At 36.9% G+C, this 14349-nt stretch carries 8 protein-coding genes and 1 CRISPR repeat array (1 of these 9 only partly in view); all 8 genes read left to right on the forward strand.

Annotated features, from left to right (window positions below):
- The first annotated feature begins 17 nt into the window (after positions 1–17).
- The 8 genes from ACSZOX_RS01265 to cas2 all read left to right on the forward strand — a co-directional run bounded on the left by ACSZOX_RS01265 (position 18) and on the right by cas2 (position 8855).
- On the forward strand, positions 18–2021 hold the full coding sequence (locus tag ACSZOX_RS01265; RefSeq protein ID WP_437917926.1) for a hypothetical protein: 2004 nt from the start codon (positions 18–20) through the stop codon (positions 2019–2021).
- A 12-nt stretch (positions 2022–2033) separates the two neighbouring features.
- A complete protein-coding gene (cas7i, locus tag ACSZOX_RS01270) occupies positions 2034–3062 on the forward strand; it encodes a type I-B CRISPR-associated protein Cas7/Cst2/DevR (RefSeq protein WP_437917927.1) in 1029 nt (342 codons plus the stop codon).
- Complete coding sequence (locus tag ACSZOX_RS01275) at positions 3055–3735, forward strand: hypothetical protein (protein WP_437917928.1); 681 nt, start codon at positions 3055–3057, stop codon at positions 3733–3735. The genes cas7i and ACSZOX_RS01275 overlap by 8 nt, the downstream gene beginning before the upstream one ends.
- Entirely contained in the window at positions 3728–6025 is a 2298-nt protein-coding gene (gene cas3 / locus ACSZOX_RS01280) for a CRISPR-associated helicase Cas3' (protein ID WP_437917929.1), read from the forward strand. Before ACSZOX_RS01275 ends, cas3 begins: the two co-directional genes overlap by 8 nt.
- Positions 6026–6089: 64 nt before the next feature.
- Entirely contained in the window at positions 6090–6596 is a 507-nt protein-coding gene (locus ACSZOX_RS01285; RefSeq protein WP_437917930.1) for a CRISPR-associated protein Cas4, read from the forward strand.
- A complete protein-coding gene (gene rhuM, locus ACSZOX_RS01290; RefSeq protein ID WP_437917931.1) occupies positions 6593–7570 on the forward strand; it encodes a RhuM family protein in 978 nt (325 codons plus the stop codon). Before ACSZOX_RS01285 ends, rhuM begins: the two co-directional genes overlap by 4 nt.
- Positions 7571–7582: 12 nt before the next feature.
- Complete coding sequence (gene cas1b / locus ACSZOX_RS01295; RefSeq protein WP_437917932.1) at positions 7583–8590, forward strand: type I-B CRISPR-associated endonuclease Cas1b; 1008 nt, start codon at positions 7583–7585, stop codon at positions 8588–8590.
- 1 nt (position 8591) lies between these two features.
- On the forward strand, positions 8592–8855 hold the full coding sequence (gene cas2 / locus ACSZOX_RS01300) for a CRISPR-associated endonuclease Cas2 (protein WP_437917933.1): 264 nt from the start codon (positions 8592–8594) through the stop codon (positions 8853–8855).
- 220 nt (positions 8856–9075) lie between these two features.
- Positions 9076–14349: direct repeats of the CRISPR family, unit length 30 nt; unit sequence ACCTTAATCGCACCATACAGGAATTGAAAT; it runs 1403 nt beyond the window's last position.

Genomic DNA, 14349 nt, shown 5'->3' on the forward strand with positions numbered 1-14349 from the left:
TATTGAAAACGAGAACTATGACCATATTTCAAACATACACTGGAAACGCTATGCTCAACAATGCATTGATGACCATAGAAGCACTCGCCAAGCTGAGCGACATATCGGAAGTCAATCCTAGTCTATTGTTAGAGCTATACAGAAAGTGTGACTTAAAAAGCACGAATAAACGCTTGAAAAGCTACACGATGCTTTTCACAAAGAATGGACCTTTGCATAATGACAAAACAAATGGCGACAGGATCTACGAATCATTGCTTAATACCATTATTTCGAACTACGAAAACGACGGACCTATAATATGTGAAATATCTGGGTTAAGATTCAAATCAACGTTTAGTAACCTTTATGAATTAGCATTAAAGAACGTTGGCTTTTCAGAAAAAGAAATCAAATCTAAGGACACCAATATTAGCAGGACTTGGTTTCCTTTAATAGGTGGCTTAGGTTCCGATGCACAAGCCTTGCCTCAGGCAAAGTTTACAGTGCAGATCCACCCTATATGTATCGCTATTCTCCAGTTCCTACCGTTGTCGGCCGTGTTGTATAAGGGAGGAATTTTACTAGTAGACTCTTCCAATTTTGGTTTATCCAGAGAGATGGTTTCAGCCAATGTAAAAACATTATCCGAAAAAATCCAAGCGGTTTCTTCAAAAGAATCCGTTGAAAATGTACGAGACTTTGCTAAAGGAGATTATTTGTTAAAGGCACTGTCCATTCTAACTGAAAAAGAGGATTATGAGGAAACTTATTCCGACTTGAATATGTGGAGCTTCTCCAATTCAGGCACGGGAGCAAGTTGCGAAATTGACAGAGTGCCAAACGCATTGATTAGGAAACTACAAAGGCTTTTAAGGAGGCCTACAGTCAGTACGGAACTAAAAGGAATTTTATCGAGAAATGAAAGCGCGTATAGTTTCCTAGACTCGCTGGAAGGAAACAAAGACTGGTTTTTGCTATACCCCAATGTATTTGGTAGTGGAAAAAAAGCAACTAAATATGATGGGGTTACTGCTGAATTTTTGGAAGCATATTACAATGCTATTGAAAAAGCAGAGCTTATCCCGACAGCAAAATACATTGCTGGATTAATTGAAAAATATAAATCAAGACAGTCAGAAAAGATACTAGATAAAACAGATGCTTGGGGCGATTCGGAATATAAACTTGAATTATTCAAAGTACTGGTAAAAGCGACAGAAAATAGTGAATGGAATTTGGAACAACATATTGCTATACTAGATAATACAGACGAGCTACCTATTAAAAACAATTACTATCAATACCAAAAGCTTATTCATTATTTCACTCAAAAAAAGATTCAAAGTGATACAATTACTAAAGTAGACATTCTAAACACTAGAGTGTTTAATGCGTGCAAATGGATTATTGGTTTGATTCAAAAAGATGAAAAAGTAAATACTATAAAATCTAACCTTACCAATCCGAATGAAAATCAAAAAGTTGGATTTAACAGAGTGACATTTGATGCATTGGATAAGACCGAAGTTAAATTCGAAGATATAGTTGAGATCTTTTATGATGAGGACTACAATTTCAGAAAATACGGATTGAATGAACTACTTCGGATTTTCTTTTCCCAACCAAATCAAGAAACATTTGAGTTCCGCAATTTAAAGAACCTTCTAAAAAACAAAGTCATTTTTCGGAATTGGATGAATAGAATACAAGAGTTTGCCAACGACTATCAAACTTATTTTTATGCTAACAACTTCAATTTAGAAACAGGAAAACCTTCTTACAAAAAATTCAAAAAAACGATTAATGCTTTAGTCAAAGAGAATGACAACTTCTATTCTTTACTAAACGAAGTGATTTATAACACGAATCATCATATCAAACAAGCAGAACAAAATAAGAAAGACAAATGGTCGATTGAAGAATTGATGACCAATCCACTTGGCAATAGCAACCACAACATTTGCACATTGGCAGTCAAATTTTTATTAAAACAAACAGCAATAAGCCCCATAAAAGAATCATTAACCAACGTAAATTAATAAAAGTAGATCATGGCAAAATTAAACAACATTACAGGCGCATTATTGATAGATGCAACCGCAACATTCTTAAATGGAGCAGGCCTGGGTGTACAAGAAGACAAAAATCGTGTAATTCCTAAAACGTATAAGGAAAAGGTTAACAACAGACTGGAAGATGTCCCTTATGTGTCTGCACAAGCATGGAGAAGATGGCTAAGAGATACCTGCAATGAAGAGAATAATTGGAATCCAAGTGAACTACGAGCCGTGGGTGAAGGCTCTGAAAAAGGAACAACCAATAAAATCTCAACAGAATTAAATCCAATCGAATTTCCCGAAGATGATTTATTCGGATATATGAAAGCTGGAGCAAAAGGTGAAGAAAGTGTTCAAAGAACCTCTCCTTTTAAATCATCCATATTGAAAGGTATCAAAAACATGCGTACTATTAATATTGATGAAGCCTTTGTGCATTTGAAAGAAGGTACACCACTACCTTACTCAACCAAGTTCTACTCCGCACATTTGGAGGGTTTTTTCAATTTGGAGTTTTATCGCTTAGGAGTATATGATAATCTTGGGAGTAAACAAGAACTTTCATCTGATATAGCAGAAAAGCATAGTGACAAATTAAACCGATCTAGCTTAGGTGCCAAATTCTCCCGCTATGAGCTAAAAAACGGAGAGGAAAACAGGAGAAACAATGCTTCAGGACTACTCAAAGGTTTAGCTTATTTGAGAGGTGGCGCAAAGCAAGCTGCATTTGGTGCGGATGTGTCTCCAAAAGTGTTAATTCTTGCCGGCTTGGAATCTGCCAATCCAATCTTTAACAATCTGTTTATTGGAACTGGTGAAAAACCAATCTTAAACGTTGAATTATTGCTAGAGCTATCAAACGACTATAAAAACAAATTAGCTACCCCTATTTATGTGGGGTTCAGAAAAGGGTATTTGCAAAATGAAGATGAAATAAATGAAAAACTAAAAGATGGATTCGTATTGGCATCACCAGTTGAAATTGTCAGTCAATTCAACCAAAACTATTTAACGAATGGATAAAATACTGGAAATACAATTTTCAGGATGGACTGCAACACCTCGGCTTCCGTTTATTCTTTCGGGAAATGCTGTGTGCATGCATACACCAAGTTATTCGCTTATTCTCGGTATAATTGGCTGTTGTATGGGAAGGCTTGTTTTGGCTAGTGAAGTCAAATTGGGATTCAAGTACACCTACGATACCACTGCACAAGACTTAGAAACAAGACAGCGATTGGAGTATGACGGACGTAAAGTGAAAACACATAGCAAAGGTACGGATGCTTATACCCGGGAATTTCATACTGATCCCAAACTCACCATATGGATTAACAAATTGGATTGGCAAAAATACTTTGACAATCCAATTGGTACACCCTCACTGGGTCGCTCGCAGGATATTTTGAAAATTGACAAAGTGTCAGTTGTCGAAGTAGAGAAAACGGATAGAGGAAACTTAGGAGGTTCATTATTACCTTTTACGGGCGGTTTACAGGCGGGCGGACAATTAGTACAGTTAGCCGAATCTTATCTTGAAAATGAAGAAGTGGGTTCTGGAAGAACACCACAATCCTCAAAGGTATTTATTTCTATACCGCACGATAATGATGCAGAAGTAACATTTAATAATCTATATAAAACCAAAGGGGAAAATTCTGTCACGTTTTATTTGCACGAATTTATTAATGAATAAGAATTACTTTGACCAGTTTTTCGCTAAAAGTGATGGTGTCACCACACTCGAAATGCATACCCGACATGTAATAACTGCCGGAGAAAATCTATTACGATCGCTTCCTTTAAATGGGGAAGAAAGAAGGCACTGGAATGAAAAGCTGGTCAGAGTAGCTGTTTTACATGATTTAGGTAAAATCCATAAAGATTTTGTCAAAAGATTAAGCGGTGAGAAAAGTAGCGATATTCGTCATGAACTTGTATCTCTACTATTTTGCATCAAATATTTACATTTGGACGATGATGAATTGTTTGCTATTGCTACCCATCATAAAGGAATTGTAAACACACATTCAACTGCAAAAGGGACCTTATCTCCGGATCATATTATAAATTACATTACTGAATGGTATGATGCCGATCTAGCAATTTTCTCCATAGAAAATATGCAAGCCTGGCTCAATATCTTTGACATAGAAGACGACCTTGTTTTACAAAACAGCGTTAAAGAATTGCCTAAAGATGTTAAAATGTATTTGAATGCCAAATATCAGAAAAAGGCCATTCAAAGCATTGCTATCAGAAAACAATTTTCATTGATGAGAGCATTGTTAATGGCAGCCGACCATTTGGGCTCTGCAAGAAAGGAGGATGACATACCTAAATACAAACAGCTTACGCTTGCCGATTTTCAACCGAGTAAAGATAATATCTATTTTCCTTTCCGACCTTTTCAAGAAAGATTACAAGAGATAAAAACAGATGTAATATTGCATGCTCCAACAGGATCTGGCAAGACAGAAGCTGCGTTGAATTGGGTATTTGCCAATCAATCTGAAAACGCCAGAGTATTTTACTTGTTGCCATATACAGCTAGTATCAACGCAATGGTTACTCGTTTGCAAAGACACTATAATGATGAAGTAGTTACGGCGCTACATTCCAAAACATTAGATTTTTTCTACGACCAAATTTCGGGAGAATACAGCAATAATGAGAAGGATTATCAAAAAATAGAGCAAGAAGCAAAGAACAAAAAATCCTTATCGAGAGAACTGTTTTATCCAATAAAAGTAGCAACACTACATCAGATTTTAAAAACTTCTCTAAAAGGGAAAGGTTGGGAATTTGCTTTGTTCGATTATAAAAATGCTTTGTTTATCGTCGATGAGTTTCATACCTATGATGCATTATTGACTGGTATGTTATTGGCAACAATAAAGCTGTATCGCAGGCTATTCAATGCAAAGTTTTTCTTCTTGTCAGCCACTATTCCTGACTTCATGTTACAACTTATCATCAGAGAAATATATGATGGGGACTACTCAAAACTGATACGACCTGATGCTAATAAAGAACAAGATAAAGTTGTATTAGAAAGAAAAAGGCATCAACTGTATTGCATGAGTGATGCAACGATTGAAGATGAAACGTATTTAATTAAAGAATACTTGAATGAAGGAAGATCTGTTCTAATTATTGTCAATAATGTGAAGACTGCTCAAAAGCTGTATAAGGAAATCCAATTTGCGGGCTCTGTACAACTATTACATAGTGGATTTAATAAGAGAGATAGAACAATTATCGAAAGAGCTATTACTAATGAAGATATCCTTAGCCGACCTCAATTATTGATTGCTACACAAGCGGTAGAAGTAAGTTTGGATATTGACTATGACATCGCTTTTATCGAAAATGCTCCGATTGATGCTTTGATTCAGCGTTTTGGCAGAATTAACCGAGCAGGCAAAAAGAATATCAATCCAATAGATAGAGAGATGAGCTTACAAAATGATACTGTTCCTGTTTATGTCTTTGAAAAATCAATTGGAAATACGCCGTTTTATGATAATAAGGTTTTAGCGGATACATGGACTGAACTCTCAGTCCTCAACAATTGTGAATTGGGAGAAGATGATTTAATCAACGTTTGTAATATCGTATACAAAGATGGTTATAACGAAGTGCAGCAAAGAGATTTTGAAACTGGCTTAAACAATACGATCATTACTGAATTTGAAGAAGATTGGATAGCTGGACATTGGCGAGATTGGGTAGATGATATTTTACAGAATAAGAACCAAAAGGTTGAAGTGCTATGTCGTAATCTTATTGAAGAATATGAAGCAAAAATCACTGAGCGAAGGTTTTTAGAAGCTAATCAACTGTTGGTTCAAGTATATAATTACGAAGCGAAAATTTCAAAAGATAGAAAATCTGGAGATGTTTTAATTGCAAATAATCTAACATACAATCCTATAATAGGTTATTACGTTGCGGAAGAAAATATTGATGATCAAATGCTGTAATAGAGACGAGTACTTTAGCTTTTATTTTTTGTTATCAAATATGTAAAATCTTAGTGTATTAACTATGCAAATCACCGGAACCCATATCGCCTATCTCCACACCTGCCACCGAAAACTGTGGTTATTTGCCAATGGTATTCAGATGGAGCATACTTCGGACACCGTAAGTGAAGGAAAACTCATTGCCGATACGACCTATCTTGATCGATCTCGCAAATACACCGAGTTAGCTATCGATGGGATCAAGATAGACTTTTATGATGCGAAGGACAAGGTAATACACGAAGTAAAAAAATCAGACAAAGTGGAACATGCACACATAGCGCAGGTCAAGTATTATATGTATGTATTGTCTAGAAATGGTATAGACGAACCTGAAGCTATACTCGAATACCCTAAGTTAAAGCAGCGAGATATCGTTCATTGGGATGATGACGTGATATTATTAGGCAGGCAATGGGAACATGAAGCTGATAAAATCATCAGTCAAGAGAATTGCCCTCCATTAATCAAAAAAGGGATTTGCAAAAACTGTAGCTATTTTGATCTATGTTATATTGATGAAGAATGAATGAAATAGAAATATATAAAACTGCAGATGCAGCCATTGAAGTTGACGTGACGCTTCAAGGAGATACTGTTTGGTTAAACCGTCACCAGATGGCATTGTTGTTCGACCGTGATGTCAAGACTATCGGGAAACATGTCAATAATATTTTCAACGAAGGAGAATTAGAAGAAAATGTGGTTGTCGCAAAATTTGCGACAACCAGTAAACATGGTGCAATTAAGGATAAATCGCAAACAAAGAATGTCACATACTACAATTTGGATGTAATCATATCAGTCGGGTACAGAGTAAAATCCATTAGAGGCACCCAATTTCGACAATGGGCAACACAACGACTAAAAGATTATTTGGTAAAAGGTTATGCTATTAACGAAAAACGTCTTGCTGAAAAACAGCAACAGGTAGAACATCTTAAAACAGGAATCAGAATATTAAGTCGAGCCATCGAACAGCAAGCATCCCTACAAGATAGTGTGACCTTGAAAGCTTTTGCAAATGGTCTCCAGTTATTGGATGATTATGATCATGAACAATTGGATCAAAAGGGCAAAACAGTAAAAGATACGGTATATCCATCTATAACAGACTATCTGGAGCTTATACTAAACATGAAATCAGATTTCGAGTCCGATGTGTTTGCCAAGCCTAAAGACACGGGTTTTGAGAGTTCTGTCAATCAAATCCAGCAAACCTTTGACAATGTAGAGTTGTATGCTACGATTGAAGAAAAAGCAGCCATGCTATTGTACCTCATTGTCAAGAACCACTCTTTTGTGGACGGCAATAAGCGTATTGGCGCTGCTTGCTTTCTTCATTTTTTGAACATGAATAGTCTTCTATTTTATTCCAATGATCAACCTGTCATCAGCAACGAAGCCTTAGCTGCACTCACCTTGTTTGTAGCGACGAGCAAATCCGATGAGATGGAAACGGTAAAACAGTTTATCATAAGTATTTTGAACAGAAGTGAATAACCCCGGTCTGCTATGAAAAAAACCTATTATCTGTTCAATCCTGGAAGGATGTCTCGTAAAGACAATACCCTGAAATTTATTCCAGTAGATGAAAATGGTTCAGAAGGTCAACCAAAATATATTCCTGTAGAAGGTGTAAGTGATTTATTCTGTTTCGGTGCATTGGATGCCAACAGCGCCTTATACAATTTTTTAGGAAAAGCTGGAATTGCTGTACATTTCTTTGATTACTATGAACACTATACAGGAAGCTTCCAACCTAAAGAATATCTACTCGCTGGGAAAATGCAAATCGAACAAACCAAACGCTACATCGACAAAAAGAAACGAATGGAGCTTGCTCGAAAGTTTGTCTCGGGAGCTGCATTCAACATGGGTAAAAACCTGCGTTACTATATTAATCGTGACAAGGACCTCTCTCCTATCTTGGAAGTAATGGAAAATTATGCTGGATTAATAGAGGGAGCTAACGCCATTGATGAACTGATGGGTATAGAAGGCAATATTAGGCAAACTTACTATAGCGCTTTTGATGGGATCGTTTCGGCAGACTTCCAAATGGAGAACCGCAGCAAACGGCCTCCTCAAAATGAAATCAATGCTTTAATATCTTTCGGCAATATGCTTTGCTACACATTGTGTTTAAGTCAGATATACCATACTCAGTTAAATCCTACAATCAGTTTTTTACATGAACCAGGGTATAGACGCTACTCTCTTGCCCTCGATATTGCTGAGATATTTAAACCGCTATTGGTGGATCGCATTATTTTCAGGGTACTGAATAAAAAAGAGATACAGAGTAAAGATTTCGACCATCAACTCAATAGCTGCCTACTGAAAGAATCAGGAAGAAAAGCATTTGTGCGTATATGGGAAGAAAGAATAAATGAGACGTTTAAACATCCAGTACTTAAACGCAACGTAAGTTATAAACATCTTATTAAATTGGAATGTTATAAGCTTACTAAGCATATCTTAGGTATGGAGGAGTATAAACCTTTTAAAGCGAGGTGGTAATATGTATGTTATTTTGGTATATGATATTGGAGAAAAACGGGTTGGTAAAATGCTAAAGCTTTGTCGAAGATATCTCAACTGGATTCAAAATTCTGTATTCGAAGGTGAAATAACGGAGGTTAAGCTGAAAGAACTTTTAGTGCATGCAAAGAAGATAATGTTTATTGAGGAGGATAGCATTATTATTTTTAAAAGCAGACAGGAGAAATGGATGGAAAAAGAGGTTTTAGGTAAAGAGAAAAATGAATTGGACACTTTTCTTTAACTCTCCATAAAGTTGTCGATGATGACATTCTTAGGTAGCTCTTTGACATATTGGTTGTGCGTTTTTGGTAAAATCGGCCTTAAATACATTAAAAAGTAGGTTGTCGATCCCCCACTGTTTTCGGCTTATTGTTGATCGACTAATTTTGGGATAAATATAGTGAGCTTTAAACACAATTATTACTACAATAAACGTACATTTGTGCACCGTTTTCGGACGGACCTTAATCGCACCATACAGGAATTGAAATTTCGTTGGGGTCGTGTAAAATAATAATATCGTACACCTTAATCGCACCATACAGGAATTGAAATTGTGTTGGGGGATATTCAAAACGGATTAGTGGACAAACCTTAATCGCACCATACAGGAATTGAAATATTGCTCCTTATCCGGGAACTCGGGAACCGGCATAACACCTTAATCGCACCATACAGGAATTGAAATAAGGAGATACGGAAAGTTACGGCGATGGTACGTTTACCTTAATCGCACCATACAGGAATTGAAATAAAAGAGGAAAAAACGGAATTAACGGAAAACGGGAACCTTAATCGCACCATACAGGAATTGAAATAAGTCGAAATACTTGTTTGATTGGATTTTGTCAAAAGACCTTAATCGCACCATACAGGAATTGAAATATCGACGGGGTTAGGCATCATAATTTTGTAGAAAAACCTTAATCGCACCATACAGGAATTGAAATAGTGACGATATTGTGGGGCAAAACCGGAATTACCGTACCTTAATCGCACCATACAGGAATTGAAATAATGGTTGAGGACGAAATTTTTATTAACAATTATTTAACCTTAATCGCACCATACAGGAATTGAAATACGGCTGCATCCGGGTTGTACACGGGTCGAATGAGACCTTAATCGCACCATACAGGAATTGAAATCATACACAAACAAGCCTTTGCCGGTCGCTTGTTCGACCTTAATCGCACCATACAGGAATTGAAATAATTAGCGGCGGAAATAAATAGTAACATTCCAGTCAACCTTAATCGCACCATACAGGAATTGAAATTGATGTTTATTACACCGTGTTGGATATGTTCGCACAACCTTAATCGCACCATACAGGAATTGAAATTGGGATTTAAGAGAGGTTATTTTGTCAGATTCCAACCTTAATCGCACCATACAGGAATTGAAATAAAATATTTTCTTTTATTTTTTAATTTTTCTCAAAACCTTAATCGCACCATACAGGAATTGAAATTTGGCGAACGGAACGGAATGTTTGTATTGGTTCGGTACCTTAATCGCACCATACAGGAATTGAAATTGGTTTGAGTTGCACGGGTGTAGTAATAAAGCCGGACCTTAATCGCACCATACAGGAATTGAAATATCGTTGAAACGCTACCTTTTGAATTTGCCCGAATGACCTTAATCGCACCATACAGGAATTGAAATATGTTTCCGTTTGTTACTCTAATTGGAGCAATTGGTACCTTAATCGCACCATACAGGAATTGAAATTAGTCCGCCCGCTCCTCTTTATACCGCTCCGCCTCACCTTAATCGCACCATACAGGAATTGAAATATCGTAAACAAACATTTTTTCCAACCCCTCCAATAACCTTAATCGCACCATACAGGAATTGAAATTTACTTAATCAATTTTTTATTGAAACTTAAACCAACACACCTTAATCGCACCATACAGGAATTGAAATGTCTGCGCGGCTAATTCGTGCCTGTGGTCGTGAAGTACCTTAATCGCACCATACAGGAATTGAAATATTGTAGTAGGTCAAAAAAGCGGAGAGAGTACAGCAGACCTTAATCGCACCATACAGGAATTGAAATCCTATTCTTCATGCAGCGTTTTCAAAAAGAAATGAACACCTTAATCGCACCATACAGGAATTGAAATTCGTAACGGTAGAAACTACCGACAGAGCTATTAGAAACCTTAATCGCACCATACAGGAATTGAAATCTTCTGATTTCGAAATAAACATAAACAATGTTTCACCTTAATCGCACCATACAGGAATTGAAATGAAGACGAGCTACCATTTTAAAGACGTCAAAATATTACCTTAATCGCACCATACAGGAATTGAAATTTATGTAAATACAGTCAAATAGGAGCGATTTATAAAAACCTTAATCGCACCATACAGGAATTGAAATTCGGAGAATGATGTTGATTACCCCATTTTTCAATCTGACCTTAATCGCACCATACAGGAATTGAAATTGAATCAAACGGGGTTAAGTTTTATTACGGACATCCGACCTTAATCGCACCATACAGGAATTGAAATTTGAAGACTGTTTATTATATTCAGCACCGTCTTTCGAACCTTAATCGCACCATACAGGAATTGAAATTGTGGTTAATACTCCTGACGGGTCAATACCGCCTAACCTTAATCGCACCATACAGGAATTGAAATACAGGATCCACCCACTGGGGCACATCAACAATAAGGAACCTTAATCGCACCATACAGGAATTGAAATAGCAGAGAAACATCCGCTTTTAGGTTCTCCAATCACCTTAATCGCACCATACAGGAATTGAAATAGTTTTTAAGGGTTGGCGGCAATTCGAAGGTTAAAACCTTAATCGCACCATACAGGAATTGAAATGATGCAGAAAAAGCGGTGATCATCGCTGAGGGTGACCTTAATCGCACCATACAGGAATTGAAATAACTGACGGCAAGTCAACTGTCCATCCGTAACCTGACCTTAATCGCACCATACAGGAATTGAAATACCCTATATTCCTAGGAAGTTTGCTTTTCCGCATAGACCTTAATCGCACCATACAGGAATTGAAATTCCTGTGAGCCTTTTCGTGTTCCCGCTTACAAAAACCTTAATCGCACCATACAGGAATTGAAATAACGGAGAAAGTTCTGCAATGGCTTCAACGGGGGTTATTACCTTAATCGCACCATACAGGAATTGAAATAATGGCGCAGTTTCAGGCACGGTGTACGAACAGACAACCTTAATCGCACCATACAGGAATTGAAATGTTGTTGCCGTTCCAAAAATTAAATCCCCTACAGGTTACCTTAATCGCACCATACAGGAATTGAAATAAGGCTATGTCAGGAAACTCACTCCAATAGAGTGTGAACCTTAATCGCACCATACAGGAATTGAAATTGAGTATTAACAAAACTTTATCGGGTGTAATGTAACCTTAATCGCACCATACAGGAATTGAAATAAAGATGAAAGTCTATTTCCTGAATTTTTGTCTTTACCTTAATCGCACCATACAGGAATTGAAATAATAGAAAAGGCTGTACGCCCATTCGCGGAGCAGGACCTTAATCGCACCATACAGGAATTGAAATAACAGTTTGTGAAACGATTTTAATAGGCTTTAAACAAACCTTAATCGCACCATACAGGAATTGAAATTACGCTGAAAGCATCTTGTTTATCAAAGGTCGCCTAACCTTAATCGCACCATACAGGAATTGAAATAAGCTTCGAGCCAGATCCATTTGTAAAATATGAGACCTTAATCGCACCATACAGGAATTGAAATTGGCTATCTTTAAGGTTATACGTATTTGCATACCACACCTTAATCGCACCATACAGGAATTGAAATTTGCTAAAAAATGCTAAATAAAATCAAAAATAGGACCTTAATCGCACCATACAGGAATTGAAATATGGTCAAAGTATGTAAGGTAAAAATTAGCAAAGTAACCTTAATCGCACCATACAGGAATTGAAATACATGGGGATAGACGGTGATGCGAATTAGATTACTCACCTTAATCGCACCATACAGGAATTGAAATCTATCTCTAATCTTGACAATGTCTCCTAAATGGGGCACCTTAATCGCACCATACAGGAATTGAAATTCAGGTGTTTTGATAAATTCAATCATGCTGTTTTTAACCTTAATCGCACCATACAGGAATTGAAATAAGAAAATGCAATTCTGCAAAACGACCAAACCGCCAAACCTTAATCGCACCATACAGGAATTGAAATCGACTTCTGGGATCTTATGCTCTGTTCGCCTGTAAACCTTAATCGCACCATACAGGAATTGAAATCAAGTTGCCACATGTTTGAAAATCTTGTGGCTAGGTACCTTAATCGCACCATACAGGAATTGAAATGAGCATCATTTCAGGAAAGACAGCGGTTAGCGGAACCTTAATCGCACCATACAGGAATTGAAATAAATCTAAAATCTATAAGTTTCAACCTGAAGGATGACCTTAATCGCACCATACAGGAATTGAAATTAGACAGGATTCATAAGGTTAGCCGGAGCTACATATAACCTTAATCGCACCATACAGGAATTGAAATATCAGCTAAAGGACTAGATAATCCGAATTCGAAAGAAAACCTTAATCGCACCATACAGGAATTGAAATTGAGGAGGTTAAGCGATTCGAACAGCAAAGGGCGAACCTTAATCGCACCATACAGGAATTGAAATAAACGGAAAGCGTCGGGTCATAATAGAACAATTCGCGACCTTAATCGCACCATACAGGAATTGAAATCTGCTTATCCTGTTGGAAGTTTGATTAAGTATACTATACCTTAATCGCACCATACAGGAATTGAAATATCGAAACAGTAATTCCGTACGTTCGTTTTCGTGTGACCTTAATCGCACCATACAGGAATTGAAATATCTTTGCCGCGCTGAACAAGAACCAAAGGCTTACGCACCTTAATCGCACCATACAGGAATTGAAATGATTTTAATTATACCGAATTCGGTACAATTAAAAAACACCTTAATCGCACCATACAGGAATTGAAATAAACGGAAAGCGTCGGGTCATAATAGAACAATTCACCTTAATCGCACCATACAGGAATTGAAATGTGAAAAGGAAGATATTCCGAAATATGAACAAAAACCTTAATCGCACCATACAGGAATTGAAATAATATTTTCACTCCATGCTTATCTAAGAGAATTTAACCTTAATCGCACCATACAGGAATTGAAATTATCATTTTTTGATAAACTAACTGATATGTACAAAAAACCTTAATCGCACCATACAGGAATTGAAATAAGAAGAGATCGATATTTTTATGAGAGAGGTATATTTACCTTAATCGCACCATACAGGAATTGAAATGATCTTAGGAAGTCTATAGCTGCTTCGAAGCCTGAAACCTTAATCGCACCATACAGGAATTGAAATTATATCCCCCTTCCTGAGATCGTCTATAGCTCTTTCAAACCTTAATCGCACCATACAGGAATTGAAATAAACTAAAGTTAGCTACCGTAGACGACGAGCTAGTAGACCTTAATCGCACCATACAGGAATTGAAATGTCGTATTCTTTATTATAGCTGTGCCTTTTTCAGAACCTTAATCGCACCATACAGGAATTGAAATGAATATCCATAATAGTGTCGCTATTTGGTGTTATCACCTTAATCGCACCATACAGGAATTGAAATATGTTACAGGCAATCGACAATCCTGTTATCCCAGATACCTTAA

Origin of the sequence: Sphingobacterium sp. LRF_L2, from assembly GCF_965644235.1 — a bacterium.
Classification (GTDB): domain Bacteria; phylum Bacteroidota; class Bacteroidia; order Sphingobacteriales; family Sphingobacteriaceae; genus Sphingobacterium.

Coding starts and splice junctions, on each gene's coding strand:
- ACSZOX_RS01285 (WP_437917930.1), top strand. CDS start 6,090: ATGCAAATCACCGGAACCCATATCGCCTATCTCCACACCTGCCACCGA.
- ACSZOX_RS01275 (WP_437917928.1), top strand. CDS start 3,055: ATGGATAAAATACTGGAAATACAATTTTCAGGATGGACTGCAACACCT.
- cas2 (WP_437917933.1), top strand. CDS start 8,592: ATGTATGTTATTTTGGTATATGATATTGGAGAAAAACGGGTTGGTAAA.
- ACSZOX_RS01265 (WP_437917926.1), top strand. CDS start 18: ATGACCATATTTCAAACATACACTGGAAACGCTATGCTCAACAATGCA.
- cas7i (WP_437917927.1), top strand. CDS start 2,034: ATGGCAAAATTAAACAACATTACAGGCGCATTATTGATAGATGCAACC.
- cas1b (WP_437917932.1), top strand. CDS start 7,583: ATGAAAAAAACCTATTATCTGTTCAATCCTGGAAGGATGTCTCGTAAA.
- cas3 (WP_437917929.1), top strand. CDS start 3,728: ATGAATAAGAATTACTTTGACCAGTTTTTCGCTAAAAGTGATGGTGTC.
- rhuM (WP_437917931.1), top strand. CDS start 6,593: ATGAATGAAATAGAAATATATAAAACTGCAGATGCAGCCATTGAAGTT.